The organism is Vibrio sp. STUT-A11, from assembly GCF_026000435.1.
GTDB lineage: Bacteria > Pseudomonadota > Gammaproteobacteria > Enterobacterales > Vibrionaceae > Vibrio.
The window spans coordinates 2,137,009-2,156,894 of the sequence record NZ_AP026763.1 but is presented as its reverse complement, the minus strand read 5'-3'; the positions used below and the strand labels follow the sequence as shown (position 1 = coordinate 2,156,894).

Annotated in this window: 20 protein-coding genes, 1 riboswitch and 1 other annotated feature; of the genes, 13 read left to right on the top strand and 7 right to left on the bottom strand. The window is 44.7% G+C overall.

Annotation, left to right across the window (positions count from 1 at the left end; translation table 11 throughout):
- The first annotated feature begins 110 nt into the window (after nucleotides 1–110).
- Nucleotides 111–380, top strand: a complete 270-nt coding sequence (locus tag OO774_RS10135) for a hypothetical protein (RefSeq protein ID WP_264902041.1) — start codon at nucleotides 111–113, stop codon at nucleotides 378–380.
- A 116-nt stretch (nucleotides 381–496) separates the two neighbouring features.
- Entirely contained in the window at nucleotides 497–1,801 is a 1,305-nt protein-coding gene (locus tag OO774_RS10130; RefSeq protein WP_264902040.1) for an inosine/guanosine kinase, read from the top strand.
- Nucleotides 1,802–1,923: 122 nt separating this feature from the next.
- Here the strand turns inward: OO774_RS10130 and OO774_RS10125 are convergent, their stop codons facing one another.
- Nucleotides 1,924–2,331: an H-NS family nucleoid-associated regulatory protein gene (locus tag OO774_RS10125; RefSeq protein WP_014231482.1), complete on the bottom strand. Its 408-nt coding sequence runs from the start codon at nucleotides 2,329–2,331 to the stop codon at nucleotides 1,924–1,926.
- A 591-nt stretch (nucleotides 2,332–2,922) separates the two neighbouring features.
- Nucleotides 2,923–3,103, top strand: a riboswitch (Lysine riboswitch).
- Between the two features lie 108 nt (nucleotides 3,104–3,211).
- Between OO774_RS10125 and tet(35) the strand changes: the two genes are divergently transcribed.
- The 9 genes from tet(35) to hisIE all read left to right on the top strand — a co-directional run bounded on the left by tet(35) (nucleotide 3,212) and on the right by hisIE (nucleotide 12,363).
- The gene (gene tet(35) / locus OO774_RS10120; protein WP_264902038.1) at nucleotides 3,212–4,813 is read left to right on the top strand and encodes a tetracycline efflux Na+/H+ antiporter family transporter Tet(35); all 1,602 of its coding nucleotides are present in this window, start codon (nucleotides 3,212–3,214) and stop codon (nucleotides 4,811–4,813) included.
- A gap of 179 nt (nucleotides 4,814–4,992) precedes the next feature.
- Nucleotides 4,993–5,130, top strand: a sequence feature (His leader region).
- Between the two features lie 51 nt (nucleotides 5,131–5,181).
- Nucleotides 5,182–6,078: an ATP phosphoribosyltransferase gene (hisG, locus tag OO774_RS10115; RefSeq protein WP_264902037.1), complete on the top strand. Its 897-nt coding sequence runs from the start codon at nucleotides 5,182–5,184 to the stop codon at nucleotides 6,076–6,078.
- A 5-nt stretch (nucleotides 6,079–6,083) separates the two neighbouring features.
- The gene (gene hisD, locus OO774_RS10110; protein WP_264902036.1) at nucleotides 6,084–7,376 is read left to right on the top strand and encodes a histidinol dehydrogenase; all 1,293 of its coding nucleotides are present in this window, start codon (nucleotides 6,084–6,086) and stop codon (nucleotides 7,374–7,376) included.
- Between the two features lie 15 nt (nucleotides 7,377–7,391).
- Entirely contained in the window at nucleotides 7,392–8,432 is a 1,041-nt protein-coding gene (hisC, locus tag OO774_RS10105) for a histidinol-phosphate transaminase (protein WP_264902035.1), read from the top strand.
- A 68-nt stretch (nucleotides 8,433–8,500) separates the two neighbouring features.
- Complete coding sequence (gene hisB / locus OO774_RS10100) at nucleotides 8,501–9,574, top strand: bifunctional histidinol-phosphatase/imidazoleglycerol-phosphate dehydratase HisB (protein ID WP_264902034.1); 1,074 nt, start codon at nucleotides 8,501–8,503, stop codon at nucleotides 9,572–9,574.
- Between the two features lie 36 nt (nucleotides 9,575–9,610).
- The gene (gene hisH / locus OO774_RS10095; protein WP_264902033.1) at nucleotides 9,611–10,225 is read left to right on the top strand and encodes an imidazole glycerol phosphate synthase subunit HisH; all 615 of its coding nucleotides are present in this window, start codon (nucleotides 9,611–9,613) and stop codon (nucleotides 10,223–10,225) included.
- A 13-nt stretch (nucleotides 10,226–10,238) separates the two neighbouring features.
- Nucleotides 10,239–10,976: a 1-(5-phosphoribosyl)-5-[(5-phosphoribosylamino)methylideneamino]imidazole-4-carboxamide isomerase gene (gene hisA, locus OO774_RS10090; protein ID WP_264902032.1), complete on the top strand. Its 738-nt coding sequence runs from the start codon at nucleotides 10,239–10,241 to the stop codon at nucleotides 10,974–10,976.
- The gene (hisF, locus tag OO774_RS10085; RefSeq protein ID WP_237315599.1) at nucleotides 10,958–11,731 is read left to right on the top strand and encodes an imidazole glycerol phosphate synthase subunit HisF; all 774 of its coding nucleotides are present in this window, start codon (nucleotides 10,958–10,960) and stop codon (nucleotides 11,729–11,731) included. Before hisA ends, hisF begins: the two co-directional genes overlap by 19 nt.
- Entirely contained in the window at nucleotides 11,728–12,363 is a 636-nt protein-coding gene (gene hisIE, locus OO774_RS10080; RefSeq protein ID WP_264902030.1) for a bifunctional phosphoribosyl-AMP cyclohydrolase/phosphoribosyl-ATP diphosphatase HisIE, read from the top strand. The genes hisF and hisIE overlap by 4 nt, the downstream gene beginning before the upstream one ends.
- Nucleotides 12,364–12,757: 394 nt before the next feature.
- Here the strand turns inward: hisIE and OO774_RS10075 are convergent, their stop codons facing one another.
- The 4 genes from OO774_RS10075 to OO774_RS10060 form a co-directional block, all read right to left on the bottom strand.
- Nucleotides 12,758–13,261: a YchJ family protein gene (locus tag OO774_RS10075; RefSeq protein ID WP_264902029.1), complete on the bottom strand. Its 504-nt coding sequence runs from the start codon at nucleotides 13,259–13,261 to the stop codon at nucleotides 12,758–12,760.
- Between the two features lie 96 nt (nucleotides 13,262–13,357).
- Nucleotides 13,358–14,572, bottom strand: coding sequence for an EAL domain-containing protein (locus OO774_RS10070; RefSeq protein ID WP_264902028.1), 1,215 nt, complete (start codon nucleotides 14,570–14,572; stop codon nucleotides 13,358–13,360).
- 108 nt (nucleotides 14,573–14,680) lie between these two features.
- A complete protein-coding gene (gene lpxH, locus OO774_RS10065; protein WP_264902026.1) occupies nucleotides 14,681–15,409 on the bottom strand; it encodes a UDP-2,3-diacylglucosamine diphosphatase in 729 nt (242 codons plus the stop codon).
- A 48-nt stretch (nucleotides 15,410–15,457) separates the two neighbouring features.
- Complete coding sequence (locus tag OO774_RS10060) at nucleotides 15,458–15,952, bottom strand: peptidylprolyl isomerase (RefSeq protein ID WP_264902024.1); 495 nt, start codon at nucleotides 15,950–15,952, stop codon at nucleotides 15,458–15,460.
- 203 nt (nucleotides 15,953–16,155) lie between these two features.
- On the opposite strand from OO774_RS10060, the gene cysS reads away from it, so the two are divergent.
- Together cysS and OO774_RS10050 are read left to right on the top strand one after the other, a co-directional pair.
- Nucleotides 16,156–17,538, top strand: coding sequence for a cysteine--tRNA ligase (gene cysS / locus OO774_RS10055; RefSeq protein WP_264902022.1), 1,383 nt, complete (start codon nucleotides 16,156–16,158; stop codon nucleotides 17,536–17,538).
- Nucleotides 17,539–17,631: 93 nt separating this feature from the next.
- Nucleotides 17,632–18,210, top strand: coding sequence for a thymidine kinase (locus OO774_RS10050; RefSeq protein ID WP_264902020.1), 579 nt, complete (start codon nucleotides 17,632–17,634; stop codon nucleotides 18,208–18,210).
- Between the two features lie 80 nt (nucleotides 18,211–18,290).
- Here the strand turns inward: OO774_RS10050 and OO774_RS10045 are convergent, their stop codons facing one another.
- Nucleotides 18,291–18,929: a YdcF family protein gene (locus OO774_RS10045; protein ID WP_264902018.1), complete on the bottom strand. Its 639-nt coding sequence runs from the start codon at nucleotides 18,927–18,929 to the stop codon at nucleotides 18,291–18,293.
- Complete coding sequence (locus tag OO774_RS10040; protein ID WP_264902016.1) at nucleotides 18,926–19,756, bottom strand: NAD(P)H-binding protein; 831 nt, start codon at nucleotides 19,754–19,756, stop codon at nucleotides 18,926–18,928. Before OO774_RS10040 ends, OO774_RS10045 begins: the two co-directional genes overlap by 4 nt.
- Nucleotides 19,757–19,886 lie beyond the last annotated feature (130 nt).

The window sequence follows — 19,886 nt, the reverse complement described above, 5'->3', positions numbered from 1 at the left end:
CTTCGATTTTGATGTAAATTTAACCGAAAGAAAATACGGCGTGAGAATTCGATAAGTATAGAAGGGATATATATGGCATAGTTGCCAAAAATCCAAGAGGTAATATCAAGATGACTGAAGAAAACCAATTTATGCAAGAAGCTGAGTTAATTGAGATTGTTGAAAACCAATTAGAAGATGGCAATCCGATTCAAGCCAAAGAAACTCTGATGCGTCTAATGATGACGGGGACGTCTCGCGAAGATGCAGTGGCAATGATGGCATGTGCGATGTCGATTGAAGTATTTGATGTGATGAAAAACGAAGGTGAATTTAATCTAAAACGCTATAGCGAGCACCTGGATCAACTGCCAGATTTAAGCTTTATGGAAGGAGAATAAGTCATCGAAGAGAAAAAAGAGGCGGGCAAACGTTTGCTATAATCGCTTTTATTGCCGCAATATTATTCGCGGTATAGAATCCGTTTTCTTTTTCATCCCTTACTCAGACTAACAATATGAAATTTCCTGGACAACGCAAATCCAAGCATTATTTTCCTGTTCATGCTCGTGACCCATTAGTCAGTCAAGCACAAGAAAGCAAGAAGATGACGCGTACTCACATCATCGGCATTGATCAAACTCTGGTCGATATTGAAGCAAAAGTGTCGACAGATGTGATTGAGAAATATGGTTTGAGTAAAGGTCACTCATTGGTTATTGATGATGCAACGGCAGAAGCGCTTTATCAGTATCTAAAAGAAGAGAACCTCATCACCAACGAATACGCTGGTGGTACGATTGGCAACACTTTGCACAATTACTCTGTTCTAGCTGATGATCGTTCTACCTTGCTTGGGGTAATGAGTCAGGACATTAGAATTGGCAGCTACGGCTACCGTTATTTGTGTAATACATCAAGTCGTATGGATCTTAACTACCTTCAAGGTGTTAATGGCTCAATAGGGCGCTGTTTTGCTCTTATTACAGAAGACGGTGAACGTACTTTTGCTATCAGCGAAGGTCAGATGAACCAACTTCATCCCGATAGCATCCCAGAGAAAATCTTCAAAAATGCGTCTGCGCTTTTATTGACTTCTTACCTCGTACGTTGCAAAGAGGGCGACCCAATGCCCGAAGCAACCATGAAGGCGATCGAGTATGCGAAAAAGTATGATGTGCCAGTTGTACTCACATTGGGTACAAAATTTGTAATTCAGGACGATCCTCAATATTGGCAAGAATTTATTCGTGACCATGTTTCTGTTGTTGCTATGAATGAAGATGAAGCCGAAGCTCTGACTGGTGAGTCTGATCCTTTAGCTGCATCAGACAAGACGCTGGACTGGGCAGATTTAGTTCTTTGTACTGCTGGTCCTGTTGGATTATTTATGGCTGGCTATACAGAAGATAACGCCAAGCGTGAGACCACTTTGCCATTGCTGCCAGGATCAATTGCAGAGTTTAATCGCTACGAATTTAGCCGACCAGCACAAAAAGACGCCTGTGAAACACCGATTAAAGTGTATTCTCATATTTCACCATATATGGGTGGTCCGGAAAAAATTAAGAATACCAATGGTGCAGGTGATGCGGCTTTGTCTGCGGTATTACATGACATGGCGGCAAATAAATACCATAAAGAAAATGTGCCTAACTCAAGTAAGCACACCAACGAGTATTTAACTTACTCTTCTTTTTCGCAAGTTTGCAAATACGCAAACCGTGCGAGCTATGAAGTGCTGGTTCAGCATTCTCCACGTCTTTCACGAGGCTTACCAGAGCGCGAAGATAGTCTGGAAGAGGCATATTGGGAGCGTTAATATAGTCTAAGTTAACAGCTCATTTACAAATGTAAAAAATGGCGCATTATGAAATGCGCCATTTTTATTTGTCTAATAGATACAAAAAAGGCTCCCTGAGGAGCCTTTTATATATCCAGAAATTAGATTAGGAAATCATCCAGTGATTTACCTGCATCAAGCTGCTCTTGGATTGCAGAAGGTGTACGACCTTGGCCTGTCCAAGTTTTTTCTTGACCGTTAGTATCAGTGTACTTGTATTTCGCAGGGCGAGGCGCACGCTTAGATTTTGCTTTAGTCTTAGTTTCGCCTGATAGCGCATTAATAAGAGCTTCAACGTCAATACCGTCTTGAGCAATTTTTTCTGCGATTTCAGCAAGCTTAGCTTCTTGCTCAGCTTGTGCTGCGAGTTCCGCTTCTTCCGCTTCTTTACGCTCTGCTACAACAGTAGACAGTTTATCTAGAGCTTCTTCCAATTGTTCAAGAGTCAGCTCACGAGAAAACGCACGAAGGCTACGGATATTTAGAAGTGTTTTAGTCAGCTCAGACATAACGATTCCTATTAATAGGTTAATGTGTTTGGCACCTTTTATCGTTACGATGAAATAATGCCATGCTACAAATAAATAGTAAGTCCTTATATTTAACTTTATCTTTTACTTATGTGCAAATACTAAATCATGATTTCGTTTAATTTTGGCCACTTTTTTAGAGAAAGTAATATTATTATTGAGAATTAAAACTTATAAGGTGGAAATTCAAGTTAGCCCGCATAATTTTAATCACAGAAATTGTGTAATTACTTTTATTAAGCGCCTAGATGCTTTTACTTGGCGGTAAAGATAAAGTCTCTTTGTATTCGCATTACATTTACCTTAATTATCAGTGTTACAAAAAACATGGGAATTGAATGTAGTAATAAAGTTTCATAGAAAGCGTAATTGAAATGATGTTAGTTGCACAATAATGATTTGGGTAACATCGGAGTGAGTTAACACTTTAGATTGGTTTAACTGAGTTTTATAGGTTTAATTTAGTTTGATGTGTTGCATTGACTCTCATCATAAGTACAATGGCGCCACCTGATGCAATATTACAGATAATTTGTTGCTAATTTGTATAATTGGCGGTCAATTGTTTTTTATTGCCGTAGAGGCGCAGTCTCGAAGAGTAGCTATTATTGGGGTGATGCCAATGAATAATAGTGGAAGGCGAAGATTGCCGAAGCAAGTAATCCATCAACATTACTTGTTGGGGTTGTATCCGAAAGGAACAACACTGCCATAGTATATTTACATTAAACTATGGAGCGCTACTGTAGGGTTGGGTGGAGTGTTCGCTTCCCTGTCGCTAAGTTCAACATGAGTACGTTTAAGTAAAACGTAACTTGTCTGCAGTAGATCTCTAGCCAAACTTTGGTTTTTGAAGATCATGAATTTAATAGATTTTTCTAGTTCTCCTGTTTCATTATTGCCACCGCTAGTCGCTTTGACTCTGGCGATCTTGACTCGTCGTGTATTAATTTCTCTCGGTGTTGGTGTCGTACTTGGTGCGGTGCTGCTAAATAGTTGGTCACTTGGTGATACCGCTAGCTATGTAGGTACTCAAGTCTCTTCTGTCTTTATTGAAGACGGCGGCCTTAACTCCTGGAATATGAGTATTGTTGGCTTCCTAATCTTGTTAGGGATGACAACGGCATTATTGACACTTTCTGGTGGTACTCGAGCATTTGCTGAGTGGGCACAATCTCGCGTTAAGAGTAAGCGTGGTTCTAAACTTCTTGCTGCCTTTTTAGGTGTATTCATCTTTGTCGACGATTACTTTAACAGCCTGGCGGTTGGTGCAATTTCTCGCCCTGTAACCGATCGCTTCTATGTTTCTCGCGCTAAGCTGGCCTATATTCTGGATTCAACTGCGGCTCCGATGTGTGTGATTATGCCTGCATCGAGCTGGGGTGCCTACATTATCACTATTATTGGTGGCATCTTAGTGTCACATGGCATCACTGAATACTCCGCTTTGGGTGCATACATTCGTTTGATTCCTATGAACTTCTACGCGGTATTCGCTTTATTGATGGTGTTTGCGGTTGCGTGGTTTGGCCTGGATGTGGGTAAAATGCGTGAGCACGAAATTTCAGCGTCTCAAGGCCGTGGCTTTGATAAAGATAAAGAGAACGATACGCCTGAAGCTCATGAAATTAACGAAGAGCTAGATATTCGAGAGAGCGAGAAAGGTCAGGTATCTGACTTGGTTCTACCTATCGTAACACTGATTGTGGCAACCATTGCGGCTATGATGTACACCGGCGGTCAGGCTTTGGCTGCGGATGGTAAAGAATTCGCACTATTGGGTGCATTCGAGAATACCGATGTGGGCATGTCTTTGATTTACGGTAGCTTGCTTGGCCTGGCGGTTGGTCTATTTACTGTGCTTAAGCAGGGTATTCCATTGGGTGAAATCATCCGCACGCTTTGGATCGGTGCAAAATCCATGTTTGGCGCTATTTTGATCCTAGTCTTTGCTTGGACTATTGGCTCGGTTATCGGTGACATGAAAACGGGTTCTTACCTGTCAACGTTGGCACAAGGTAATATTGACCCACACTGGCTACCAGTGATTCTGTTCTTGTTGTCTGGTCTGATGGCATTCTCGACAGGTACATCTTGGGGTACGTTCGGTATCATGCTGCCTATCGCGGGTGATATGGCGGGTGCTACCGATATTGCACTTATGCTGCCTATGTTGAGCGCAGTTCTAGCTGGTGCGGTATTTGGTGACCACTGCTCTCCAATTTCAGACACCACGATTTTGTCATCAACTGGCGCTCGTTGTAATCATATTGACCACGTGTCGACACAGCTACCTTATGCGCTATCTGTGGCGCTAGTGTCGTGCGTTGGCTTCGTTACTCTGGGGATGACGGCGTCTATCGCAATGTCATTCACAGCAGCCACTGTGACTTTTGTGATTGTGTGTAGCGTACTCTCTTGGTTGTCTAAATCGAAAATAGAATCATGCCAGAGTGCTTAACTGATTGAATTAATGATAAAAAATACAGGGGGCTTCGGCCTCCTTTTTTATTTGTACTATACAAATTGAATTTTTTTGAAATTAATAGTTGAAAAAAGCAATCAGCTTGGTTAGTGTTGTTTACCAACAGAACAACGAACCAGAGTCTAAATAAGTATGCGCAATTTTGTAATGAACATTCATCACCATCATCACCCAATCTAGTCTTTCGGGAGATGTGCGCATACCCGGGAGACAGGAAACTCCCGGAGGTTAAAATCAAAGAATTTCAGATTTAAAACCCTCGGGAGATAACATTCTTCCGAGGGTTTTTTCGTTTTTGGTTTAAAAAATAGTTAGTTTTCAATATCTTGTACAGGGACATAGCAATGCAATCACAACGCTTAAGAATCGCAATTCAGAAAAAAGGTCGTCTTAGCAAAGAGAGCCAAGCTCTACTTAAACAGTGCGGCGTGAAGTTTAATCTAATGGGTGAGCGTCTTGTGGTTCATTCAGAAAATATGCCAATTGATTTGCTACTCGTACGTGATGACGATATTCCAGGTCTGGTTATGGATGGTGTTGTTGACTTAGGTTTCATCGGTGAAAACGAACTGGAAGAAGTGCGTTTAGACCGTAAAGTACAAGGTGAGCCGTGTGAATTTGTTCAACTTCGCCGCCTTGATTTTGGTGGTTGCCGTCTGTCTATTGCCATCGATAAGGACGAAGAATATAACGGCCCTCAAGATTTAGCGGGCAAGCGCATCGCAACAACCTACCCACACCTGCTTAAAGCATACATGGATAAAGCCGGTGTACCGTTCTCAGCTTGTATGCTCACAGGCTCTGTAGAAGTTGCACCACGTGCTGGTCTGGCTGATGCGATTGCCGACTTGGTTTCAACAGGTGCAACATTAGAAGCAAACGGTCTTAAAGAAGCCGAAGTCATCTTCAAATCAAAAGCAACGCTTATTCAACGCTTGGGTGAGTTCGACGCGGATAAGACGGCGCTGATCAACAAGCTACTTACGCGTATGCAAGGTGTTCAGCAAGCAAAAGAGTCAAAATACATCATGCTGCACGCGCCAGCAGAAAAGCTGGAACAAATTAAAGCGCTACTACCGGGTGCGGAAGACCCAACTGTATTACCATTATCAGCAGACAAGCAGAAAATGGCGGTTCACTTGGTGAGCTCTGAGAATCTGTTCTGGGAAACAATGGAACAGCTAAAAGAGCTAGGTGCGAGCTCAATTCTCGTGCTACCAATTGAAAAAATGATGGAGTAAGGGTCATGAGAACAGTTGTTTGGCAATCACTGAGTGAGAATCAACAAGATTCGATTTTAGAGCGTCCTGCCATCGCAGAAGGCGCAAACATTACTGCTGCGGTTGCAGACGTTATTGCGAAAGTGCGTAGCGAAGGTGATGTAGCACTTGTAGAACTTACTGAAAAGTTTGACCGCGTGAAGCCGGATTCAATTCGTGTTTCTGCTAGTGAAATTGATGCAGCTGCCGATCGTCTGTCTGAGAAGATGAAAAGCGCGTTGAATCAAGCTTATGACAATATTGCTAAGTTCCACAAAGCGCAAAAGCCTCAGCCAATTAAAGTTGAGACTCAACCGGGTGTAATGTGTGAGCAAGTAACTCGTCCAATCCAAAAAGTCGGCTTGTACATCCCGGGGGGCAGCGCGCCATTGCCATCAACCGTTTTGATGCTTGGTGTACCAGCAAAAATTGCAGGTTGTCGCAAAGTGGTGCTTTGTTCTCCTCCGCCAATTGCTGATGAAATCCTGTACGTTGCAAAACTTTGCGGCATCGACGAAGTATACAATGTTGGTGGTGGCCAAGCGGTTGCAGCGATGGCTTACGGAACGGAAACGGTTTCTAAAGTTGATAAAATTTTCGGCCCAGGCAACGCGTATGTTACAGAGGCAAAACGCCAGGTAAGCAATGATTTCCGTGGCGCAGCGATTGACATGCCTGCTGGTCCGTCTGAAGTGTTGGTTCTTGCTGATGACACGGCTGACGCTGATTTTATCGCTGCTGACCTACTGAGCCAGGCAGAGCACGGTCCTGACTCCCAAGTAGTACTGGTTACTCCTTCTGCAATCATCGCAGACCAAGTAACAGATGCCGTACAACGTCAACTGAAACAGCTCTCGCGTGCGGACATCGCACAAAAGGCACTAGCATCAAGTTTGATCATTATCGCTGAATCCCTGACTCAAGCGGTTTCTATCTCTAACTACTACGGCCCAGAGCACTTAATTGTTCAAACTAAAAACCCGCGTGAGTTGCTGCCTCTGCTTGATAACGCTGGCTCTATTTTCTTGGGTGACTGGTCGCCTGAATCTGCGGGTGACTACGCGTCAGGTACGAACCACGTGCTTCCAACGTACGGCTACACTCGCACATACTCTAGCCTTGGCTTAGCGGATTTCTCTAAACGTATGACCGTTCAAGAACTCTCTGCTGAAGGCCTGAAAAACCTGGCTCCTACGGTTGTTACCATGGCGGAAGCGGAAGGTCTGGATGCACACAAGCGTGCAGTAACGATTCGTGTAGAAAAACTGGCAGCGAAGTAACAAGGAAACATTGAGATGGAAAAGCTAGCGCGTAAACAAGTCCAGGAATTAACGCCTTACTTATCTGCTCGCCGTATTGGCGGTACCGGTGATGTTTGGCTGAATGCCAACGAATCACCATTTGATAATGAATACAAAACCGATTTTGCTCGTCTTAATCGCTACAGCGAGTGTCAGCCAAAAGAACTCATTGCGGCATACGCTGCTTATGCTGGCGTGAAACCGGAGCAGACACTGACGTCACGTGGTGCTGATGAAGGTATTGAGCTACTCGTACGTGCTTTCTGTGAGCCGGGTGAAGACGCCATCCTTTATTGTCCACCAACTTACGGTATGTACTCGATCAGCGCAGAAACGATTGGTGTTGAGCGTAAGACTGTACCACTGACTTCAGACTGGCAACTTGATCTGGCGGGTATTGAGGCGAATCTCGATAATGTGAAGCTGGTATTTGTTTGTTCACCGAATAACCCAACCGGTAACTTGGTTAAGCGCGAAGACATCGTCTCTCTTCTTGAGATGACCAAAGATCGCGCGATTGTGGTTATGGATGAAGCCTACATCGATTTTTGTCCTGAAGCCTCAACGGTAGACTTACTGGAGCAATACCCGAACTTAGCGATCCTGCGTACGTTATCGAAAGCATTTGCACTTGCTGGTCTGCGCTGTGGATTTACGCTTGCAAATGAAGAGCTGATTAATGTACTTCTTAAAGTTATCGCACCTTATCCTGTACCTGTTCCGGTTGCAGATATTGCGACACAAGCATTATCGGAAGCCGGTTTAGCTCGCGCTAAGTTTCAGGTTCTGGACCTCAACGCCAACCGAGCTTACCTGCAAGTTGGTTTGACCATGATTCCTGGGCTCGAAGTGTTCGAAGGCTGGGGGAACTATCTGTTGGTGAAATTCCCAGATGGTGACGCGCTGTTCAAAGCTGCATGGGATACGGGCATTATTTTACGTAACTCGCCGATTGAAAACTGTGTGCGTATCAGTGTCGGCAATCGCGAAGAGTGCGAAAAGACACTTGGATTTATTCGAAACTACTATTCGTAAAGCCATAAAGTTACTTTGCTCTCACAATAGAGTGGGAGCCAACCAAGATTAGCAATAAGGATGTTCTAGTGAGCAAACAACAAAAAATCCTTTTTATTGACCGTGATGGCACACTGATCGTTGAGCCTCCGATTGATTTCCAAGTAGACCGCCTCGATAAGTTGAAATTAGAGCCATACGTGATCCCAAGCTTGCTTGCTTTACAAGACGCAGGTTACCGTTTAGTGATGGTGACTAACCAGGATGGCTTGGGTACAGATAGCTACCCACAAGAAGACTTTGATGCGCCACACAATATGATGATGGAGATTTTTGAATCTCAAGGCGTGAAGTTTGATGACGTTCTTATCTGTCCTCACTTTGACGACGAAGACTGCTCTTGCCGTAAACCTAAGTTAGGTATGGTGAAAGAATACCTTCAGGGCGGAAAAGTCGACTTCCAGAATTCGGTTGTGATTGGTGACCGTCCTACGGACCTTCAACTTGCTGAAAACATGGCCATCCGTGGTATTCAATACAACCCAGAGACCATGGGTTGGAAGCAAATTCTGAAAGATCTGACAGTAAAAGCGCGTGTCGCTGAAGTTATTCGTACAACCAAAGAAACGGACATCAGAGTTGCCGTGAATCTTGATGAGCAAGGCGGTAACGACATTTCAACGGGTTTGGGTTTCTTTGATCACATGCTTGATCAAATCGCAACTCACGGTGGTTTTCAGATGGTATGCAAAGTAGAAGGCGATCTTCACATCGATGATCACCACACTATCGAAGATACCGCGCTTGCACTTGGACAGGCACTGAAAGAAGCACTAGGCGATAAACGTGGTATTGGCCGCTTTGGCTTTAGCTTACCGATGGATGAGTGTCTGGCACAATGTGCATTAGATTTATCAGGCCGTCCATTCCTTAAATTCGACGCGGAATTTGGCCGTGAGCAAGTGGGCGATTTATCGACAGAAATGGTGGTGCACTTCTTCCGCTCATTGACCGATACGTTAGCATGTACTCTGCACCTGTCTTCTGCTGGCGACAATGATCACCACATCATTGAAAGCTTGTTTAAAGCCTTCGGCCGCACATTGCGCCAGGCGATCAAAGTAGAAGGTAACGAACTGCCAAGTAGTAAAGGCGTTCTTTAAGGCCATTTCTTAGCGTATTGATAGGAGAAGAGTTCAGTGACAGAACAAAAAGTTGTGATTATTGATACTGGCTGTGCCAACGTTTCTTCGGTGAGATTTGCCATCGAGCGCCTTGGCTACACAGTAACCGTTTCAAAAGACTCTCAAGTCGTCTTGGCGGCGGATAAACTTTTCTTGCCAGGTGTAGGTACAGCAAGCGAAGCGATGAAAAACCTTGAGGAGCGCGATCTAATCGAGCTGGTGAAAAAGGTCGAAAAGCCGCTTCTTGGAATTTGTCTGGGCATGCAACTATTGGGTAAGGTTTCTCAAGAGAAAGGCCAAAAAGCCGATGAGCTGGTTGAATGTCTGGGTCTTTGTGATGGCGAAGTGAAACTGCTTCAAACGGGCGATTTACCGCTGCCACACATGGGATGGAATACGGTTACTGCGAAACCGGGTAACCCGTTGTTTAAAGGCATCGAAGAGGGTGAGTACTTCTACTTTGTACACAGCTTTGCGATGCCAGTCGGAGATTACACCATTGCTGAGTGTAATTACGGCAATCCGTTCACCGCAGCAGTACAGAGCGGCAACTACTACGGAGTGCAATTCCACCCTGAGCGTTCTTCAAAAGCGGGCGCGAAGCTTATTCAAAACTTCTTAGAATTATAAAAAGGAATTTAGTGTGATTATTCCAGCTCTTGATTTAATTGAAGGACAGGTGGTTCGTCTTTACCAAGGTGATTACGGACAAGTAACTGAATACAAAGTTGATCCAGCAGAGCAGTTCAACCTGTATCATCAAGCGGGTGCAAATTGGCTGCATTTGGTTGACTTAACAGGTGCAAAAGACACGTCTGCACGACAGCTTGATCTGATTGCAAAACTATTGGCAAGCACTCCAGCCAACATTCAGATTGGTGGGGGGGTTCGCGTTGAACAGGACGTTGTGGATCTGTTAGAAGCGGGCGCTCAGCGTGTTGTAGTTGGCTCTACAGCCGTTAAACAGCCAGAGCTAGTAAAAGGCTGGATGGAAAAGTACGGAGCAGAGAAGATCGTTCTGGCTTTAGATATCAACATCGACCCGGATGGCACACGTAAAGTTGCTATCTCTGGTTGGCAGGAAGATTCTGGTGTTACGATAGAAGCGCTTATCGACGACTATCTGACCGTAGGGCTGAAGCATGTTCTGTGTACGGATATTTCTCGTGACGGCACGCTTGAAGGCTCTAACGTTGATCTGTACGTGGATCTTTGCAAGCAGTACCCACAAGTTCAGTTTCAATCTTCAGGCGGTATCGGTTCACTAACCGATATCGAAGCGCTGAAAGGCAGCGGAGTGGCAGGTGTAATCGTTGGCCGCGCATTGCTTGATGGTAAATTCACAGCAGAGGAGGCATTCACATGTTGGCAAAGCGAATAATTCCATGTCTTGATGTGCGTGATGGTCAGGTGGTGAAAGGGGTACAATTCCGTAACCATGAAATCATCGGTGACATTGTCCCTCTTGCGCAGCGCTACGCAGAAGAAGGCGCGGACGAACTGGTATTTTACGATATTACGGCATCCAGTGACGGACGTGTGGTTGATAAAAGTTGGGTGAAGCGTGTAGCCGAAGTCATCGATATTCCTTTCTGTGTGGCTGGTGGTATTAAATCTGCAGAAGATGCAGCGCGTATTCTGGAGTTTGGTGCCGATAAGGTTTCCATTAACTCTCCGGCTCTCGCGAATCCACAGCTGATTACGGATCTGGCTGATAAGTTTGGTGTTCAATGTATTGTGGTCGGCATCGACTCATACTATGACAAGGACACGGGAAAATATCAGGTTTACCAGTTTACTGGCGATGAAGAGCGTACCAAAGCAACACAATGGGAAACACGTGATTGGGTGCAAGAAGTACAAAAACGCGGCGCTGGTGAAATCGTACTGAATATGATGAACCAAGACGGCGTGCGCAACGGTTACGATATTGAGCAGCTCAATATGGTTCGTGAAGTGTGTAAGGTGCCTCTGATTGCTTCAGGCGGTGCTGGTGCGATGGAACACTTTGCAGAAGCTTACCAAAAAGCGAATGTTGACGGCGCATTAGCAGCGTCAGTATTCCACAAACAAGTCATCAATATTGGCGAGTTGAAACAGTATTTAAAACAGCAAGGTATAGAGGTACGAGTATGAGTTTTGCAGCCGCCGAAGTAAGTTCGCTACAAGAGCGAATCAACTGGGAGAAGGTGGATGGTCTGGTACCTGCTATCGTCCAGGACTTCGAGTCAAGCCAAGTTCTGATGATGGGTTACATGAACCAGGATGCACTGGTAAAAACGGGTGAAACAGGTCAGGTGACGTTTTTCTCTCGCACCAAAGAGCGTTTGTGGACTAAAGGGGAAACCTCGGGAAACGTTCTACAGCTGGTGAACATCTCACTCGATTGTGACAATGATACTTTGCTGGTTAAGGTGAACCCGATTGGCCCAACCTGCCACACGGGTACTACAACGTGCTGGGATGGGGATCCGCAAGAAGAGTCGCAAATGGTGTGGCTTCATCAACTTGAGCAGCTATTGGCTGCCCGCAAGGACGCCGACCCAGAGTCCTCTTACACCGCCAGCCTTTATGCCCGTGGCACCAAGCGTATTTCGCAGAAAGTGGGCGAAGAAGGCGTTGAAGTCGCGCTTGCGGCAACGTCGGGTGACAAGGCGGAACTAGTGTGCGAATCGGCGGATTTAATTTATCACTTAATGGTCTTGCTGCAAGACCAAGGCCTGTCTATGAACGACGTAGTGAATAAGCTTAAAGAACGCCATAAGTAAAAAAGATAGGGCCTAGGTTTTCAGAATCTAGGTCCTGGTTCCTAGGTACTAGGGGAGAATGCGACCAATTCAGTGATAAACGTAAGTTCTGGTGTTTATTGGTTTGGTATACGGATTACAGATTACGGAAATTTACCGCCCAATTAGGTCATCCTGTACAGCGACGAAGGAGCGTGATTCAGGATCTAATATCCGAGTTTGCTTTTATTAAGGGTGCCTGCTTTGGTTTACGTACCTACTGTTAGGAGATTCCTGATGTCGCTAAGGCTCCTCGGAATGACGGTTTAAAAGGAAGGCTTTAGGTGGTTGCAAAATAATCCGTAATCTTTTCCTAGAACCTAGAACCTAGAACCTAGAACCTAGAACCTAGAACCTAGAACCTAGAACCTTATTCCTACCCACAACACTTCTTAAATTTTTTACCGCTACCACAAATACATGGGTCATTACGGCCGACTTTTAGGCTGCTGACGGGCTGGCTCAGGCGTGGGTCTTGCTCTGGCTGTTCTTCTGGAAACGTACCGTCAATGTAGTACCAAAGGCTATTCTCTTTGACAAAGCGTGAGCGCTCACTCAGGGAGTAGCGTTTACCGTCTTCATTGAAGTAGGCGTTGAATTCAACAAACCCTTCATTTTCGTTGCTGCCTGCTTCAGCTTTTATCACTTCAAGCTGACACCAATCACTATCGATAGACTGCGCAATGCCTTCTCGCTGTGCTTCAGCATGACAACTCGGGTGATAAGTCGCGACCACATAGTCCACCAAACCCAGAACATGAGCACTGTAGCGTGAGCGCATTAGCTGCTCGGGTGTTTCTACGTTGGCATGGTTGCAATGGGCAATTTGACAGCATTGCTGGTAACTGAGATTGGAGCCGCACGGGCAAGAAGAAGACATAAAAAAGAAATCTCTATTGAATTAAACAGCCTCACGTTGGTGAGGTAATATGAGATGGATTATACACTGCAATTACTTTAGCAAAACAAGCAACAGCTAAGATCTTTGGGAAAGCAGTTCCTGAGCCCAGACGGTAGACTGGTTAAATGCTTCGACAAGTTGCTCTTCTGTGAGTCTTAGAGCCGCGCAATATTTCTCAACTCGCTCCCAGTTTGCTTGTTCATAATCGATAGTCATCGACAGCAAGTAACCCAATACACCTTTGTGGCTTGTGAGCGCTAATTTGATATCGTCATCCACAGGGATATCGTTGATCACATCGCTCAGGGGTTGATCGAGCAGCGAGTCAAGCAGTGAAAACATCCCAGTCAGGAAGGCTTGCCCCGGATCGTATTTCGTCTTCATCAGGCTCAGCAATAATTCGCACATTCGGGCGCGCTGGATTGCAAGGGTATACAGGGAATCCGGTTTGTCATCTTGGACAGAAGCGATGGCTACGAGTGAGATGAATCGTCGCAAGCGATCTTCACCCAAGTAAATCAGAGCTTGTCTGAATGACTTAATTTTGGTGGCGAGCGTATAACCGGAATTAACGTAAGTCAGTAGTTTGTATGAAAGTGAAAGATCAATAGAAAAGAGTCGTTCAACTTCATCAAAATCGATGGGCTTATCCGCAATCTCTTTACATAATTGGATAACTGCCAGAAATGAGGGTTTCAGTTGCTTTTTCTTGATCATCTCCGGTTTGCTGAAGAAGTAGCCCTGAAAGTAATTGAATCCCGCTTCTAGAGTTTGTTCAAACTCCTCATAGGTCTCGACTTTTTCTGCAAGAAAATCGATGTTGTAGTGACTAAGAGATTGAATGAAAATTGCCGCTTTTTCTATTGGCACCAAGCGAATGTCAAACTTGATAATGGATACATAAGGAAGAAATCGTTTCCAGGCTTTGGTCGGTACAAAATCATCCAAGGCTATTCTGTAACCATACTTATGCAAATGTTTAATCGCTTTAAACAGCTCTTCAGTTGGCTCGCAATCTTCCAGAACCTCGATAACTAATGAGTCTTTTGGAAACAACGTCGGAACCAGATTTATCAGACTCTGCTGGGGGAAGTTAACAAACCCCAGCTTGTTACCTAATGTATTGTAATGCGTCGATAGAAAATGATCGGACAGCAATCGACTGGTAGCCAGCTCAGGTTCTACTTCAGGGAAGGTATTTTTGGGGCCGTCGCGAAAGAGAAGCTCATAACCAATGGTTCGCTTTTCTCTATCTAGAATTGGTTGGCGAGCTACGTAAGAATACTTCAATTAGGTACTTCATTCTGCTTAACTGAGTCATATGATGATAACGATTTTTGGTAAAATATCTATGCTTTAAGTCCGAATATTGTAAGCTCTTAACAGGTTTTGCGTCATTTATGAGTTGAAAGGCCTTGTTTGTAGAACAAAATGGTCAGAATTTACTTGTAAAACTGAGCCTTGCGTATACCAGTCACCTAAAACTATGCGTGTTTTGTTAATTCCGTTAACGTCAAAATTATGTGTGTTGGGACGATGGGTATGACCATGAATCATCAGGTCGACACAATGTTGAGACATCACTTTCTCTACTTCGCTTTGGTTGACATCCATGATTTCTAAGGATTTGTTACTTTTGTCATCTCGAATATCTGATTGAACTTTGGCGACGATTTTTTTCTTTATAAACCATGGGATATGGTTGAAGACCCATTGCAACCATGGTTGGTGAACGGTTTTACGAAACTTCTGATAATCTATGTCGTCTGTACAAAGGGTATCGCCATGTAAGATCACCGCTTTTTTGCCATAAAGATCAATGGTACAAACATCATCAAGAAGCATAATCCCCGTTTGTTGGCAAAAACGTTTTCCTAACAGGAAATCACGGTTGCCTTGAATAAAGAAGACACGAACACCGCTGTCGGTAAGTGCTTTAAATTCGGTCCGAATTTGGTTTGCGAAAGGCGTTTTGTCATCGTCACCGACCCAAAACTCGAAAAGATCGCCTAATACGTATAAAGCGTCGGCTTTTGGGGCTTCTGTGCGCATAAACGTCACAAAACACTCTGTAATGTCAGGGCGTGACGGCGTAAGGTGCAGGTCTGATATAAATAATGTTGTCATAGAAATAAGGGGAGGCGATGCCTCCCCATTAAATTAAGTTCGTAAGAATTACTCTTCGATCGTTGTACCAGTGATTACCACGTCTTCTAGTGGTACGTCTTGGTGCATGCCGTAAGAACCAGTGCTAACGCCTTTGATTTGGTTAACTACGTCCATACCTTCTACAACTTCACCGAATACACAGTAACCCCAACCGTCTAGGCTTTCGCTACGGAAATCCAGGAATGTGTTGTTGTTTACGTTGATGAAGAACTGAGAGCTTGCTGAGTGCGGTTCCATAGTACGTGCCATAGCAAGCGTACCTACTTTGTTGCTAAGGCCGTTGTTTGCTTCGTTTTTGATTGGTGCACGTGTTGATTTTTCACGCAGACCTGACTCCATGCCGCCACCTTGAACCATGAAACCATCAATAACACGGTGGAATAGCGTGTTGTCGTAAAAACCGTCGCGGCAGTACTGTAGGAAGTTTGCGCTTGTTTCTGGCGCTTTCTCTTCGTTTAGTTGAATCTTGATGTCACCAAAATTAGTGTGAAGGGTGATCATGCTACTGTCCTTTACTGTGTTGTATTGAGCCCGAGATTCTAGCCTAAGTTATAACGCTTTAAAAACTCAGGAAGAAGAAATTAATTATTTTGTGCTTGAAGTTTAGCCGATTATCGTTTTATAGGTTAATTACTATTACCTAATAAGGTCGGAGTTGTTATACTCGGCCTTCTTGTATTCATTCACAATCATAGATAGAGATCATGTTAAAGATATATAACACACTCACAAGACAGAAAGAGGAATTCAAACCAATTACAGCCGGCAAAGTTGGCATGTATGTCTGTGGAGTTACCATCTACGATCTCTGTCACATTGGCCATGGTCGTACTTTTGTGTCTTTTGACGTTGTGTCTCGCTACCTACGTTACCTAGGTTACGATCTAACGTTTGTGCGTAATATCACCGATATCGACGATAAGATCATTAAGCGAGCCGCAGAAAACGGTGAATCTTGTGATTCATTGACTGAACGCCTGATTGGTGAAATGCACGCTGACTTCGATGCGCTAAACATGAAGCGCCCAGATATTGAACCTCGCGCAACTCAGTTTATCCCTGAAATCATTGAACTGGTTCAAAAGCTGATCGAGCGTGGTTTCGCATATGTTGCTGACAATGGCGACGTCATGTTTGAAGTAGGCAAGTTCGACGAATACGGCAAGCTGTCGAAGCAAGATCTGGATCAGCTTCAGGCTGGTGCTCGTGTTGATATCGAAACCGCGAAACGCAGCCCACTAGATTTCGTACTTTGGAAAATGTCGAAGCCAGGTGAACCAACTTGGGAATCTCCTTGGGGTCCAGGTCGTCCAGGTTGGCACATTGAATGTTCTGCAATGAACTCTTCAATTCTTGGTGACCACTTCGATATCCACGGCGGCGGCTCTGACCTTCAGTTCCCACACCACGAGAATGAGATCGCTCAGTCTTGCTGTGCACACGATACCAAGTACGTGAACACTTGGATGCACAGCGGCATGGTGATGGTAGACAGAGAGAAAATGTCTAAATCACTGGGTAACTTCTTCACCATCCGTGACGTTTTAGGTTACTACGATGCGGAAACAGTTCGCTACTTCCTGATGTCTGGTCACTACCGTAGCCAGCTTAACTACAGTGAAGATAACCTAAACCAAGCGCGTGCATCACTAGAACGTCTGTACACGTCTCTACGTGGTCTTGATTTGAAAGCAGCACCAGCTGGTGGCGAAGAGTACGTTTCTCGCTTTACTAACGCGATGAATGACGATTTCAACACGCCTGAAGCTTACTCAGTACTGTTTGATATGGCGCGCGAAGTAAACCGCCTGAAGACAGAAAGCATCGAGAAAGCGAGCGAGCTTGGCGCATTAATGCGTGAGCTTGCAGATGTTATCGGTATTCTTTATCAAGATCCTGAAGCCTTCCTGAAAGGTGACGCCGGTAATGATGATGAAGTGGCAGAAATTGAAGCATTGATCAAACTGCGTAACGATTCTCGTGCAGCTAAAGATTGGGCAAACGCAGACATGGCACGCGACAAGCTGACTGAGATGGGCATTGTGCTTGAAGATGGTCCAGAAGGCACAACGTGGCGTCGTAAGTAATTGAATTTTCTTTTTAAAGGGCTGATGATTCAGCCCTTTTATTTTCTAATTCCATTCCCATAAATTAATCACTTTAACTTCAGGTAATGCTCTGTGGCTCAGATGTATTTCTACTACTCTGCGATGAATGCGGGTAAATCAACGACTCTTCTTCAATCTTCTTTTAACTACCAAGAACGTGGCATGACGCCAGTGATATTTACGGCAGCACTTGATGACCGCTACGGTGTGGGCAAAGTAAGCTCTCGAATTGGTTTACAGTCAGACGCCCATCTTTTTGGTCAGGACAGCAATTTATATCAAGAGATTGCCGCGTTAAACGAGGTTGAAAAGCGACATTGTATTTTGGTTGATGAGTGCCAGTTCCTAACCAAAGAGCAGGTATATCAACTGACAGAAGTGGTGGATAAGCTACATATCCCTGTGCTTTGTTATGGTCTTCGTACCGATTTTCTTGGCGAACTTTTTGAAGGCAGCAAGTACCTGTTGTCATGGGCAGATAAACTGGTTGAACTGAAGACGATTTGTCACTGTGGTCGCAAAGCGAATATGGTTATTCGTACGGATGAAAATGGCGTTGCTATCAAAGAGGGTGACCAAGTCGCGATAGGCGGGAATGAACGCTATGTTTCAGTTTGTCGCCAGCATTACAAAGAAGCGTTAGGAAAGTAGTTTTATTCGCTCGCTACACTGATTCAGAAAAGCCACCGAAGTTGAAGTCGGTGGCTTTTTCATTGCACATCTTAGCGGGTTTAAGCTAAGCCAAAACCGAACTTGCGATGTAAAGCCTGATAAGACAACTCGACATTTTCGGGGATAACCTGCTCGGTCTGATACCCTTTATCAGGGTAAGTTTTGACGCGAGAATAGTCTTCCATCAGTGCTTCTAGCACCATCATTAGCGGCATCTCTTCATTTATGTAGTCGAAGAATGGGTGAGCCGTGGAGCTCACTTGAAGCTGAGAATAGGGCGATTGCCATTGTTTCTCGAACGTGGCGATAGCTCGACGCTCCATAAATGGTTTTTGCACTAATATCACTGAGTCACACAAAATACCTTTGTCTTCGAGTAACTGATGAGTAAAGCGAATGTTTTCTCCACTATTCGTCGAGCTTGTTTCTAGCAATACTGCCTCAGCCGGGACACCTGCCGCTTGCGCTATCTCTGCGAAAGTCTCGGCTTCACTCTTGTCAAATAAACCATCAGTAAAGCGTCCCGTTCCACCAGAGAATATGATTAACGGTGCCAATTTTTGCTGGTAAAGCTTTGCGGAATGTTCTGCGACACGAAGGTCATTACTGCACATGACTAACAAGCAATCCGCTGGTTCTAGCTGATGCTTAAGTTGCATGTAATCCCAGAGCGTTTCGATATGTTGATAAAGCTTCATAGTGCATCCAGCGTTGAGTTAAATTGAAATTGATAACCGAGCGAAATGATCTTATCTGCGACAATGCGCTTGTCGGCATCTTCCGTCACTGGAGGCAGAGATAGTTCTTCAGTACCACTCTTAGTGATTGCGGCCTGATAGAACTCGGCTTTACTGACGGTATTGGGTGTTGTCACGTTAACAATTTCGTTATCGATATGCGCCAGCGCAAATTTTGCAGCGGCAACCGCATCTTTTTGATGGACCATGTTCGCAGGGGCTTTGCGGCTGACTTGTTTTAGTCGCGCAGCAAAGCGAGCTGGATTCCTGTCGGGACCGATCAATCCGCTACAGCGTAAAATAGCGTAGTCGATACCCGAGTCGATGACAGACTGCTCGGCTTGTAACATGATCTGTGCGTTTTCAGAAAAATGAGGATGGTTTTGTGCCAATGAAAGAGAGGCGGAATCTTCATTCATGTCAGAAGGCAAATTAGGGTAGACCGTCGTGGAACTGATCATCACTAACTTTTCAATCTCTTGCTGCTTCGCGGCTTCAACTAGGGTTGCCCATTGTTGAGCATACTCTTGACCACCACCTTTTCTAAACCCAGGTGGAAACGCACCGACGATGTGCTTGATTTGATAACGTTGGATAAGCTCTGGCAATTTTATTTCTGCGTTTGCCTGACTGAGATCGAGTAGCTCAGCATTGGTGAGTGTGGCAGGCAATGCATCCAACCTTTCCTGGCTGCGGCGAGTCACGACAACGGTTTGGCCCGCGTTTACTAAAGCTTCGGCGAGTGGTGTGCCTAGCCAGCCTGCACCTACAATCAATGTGTTTGCCATATGTCTTTTCCCGACTTAGTTAAAGTTGTTAAACAGGATTCTGCGTATTTTGTTCTTCACTGAAGAAAGGGAGGGGATACTATACAGGTGTCTTTACCAGCGTATCGATATATGTGATTGATTGGGTTAG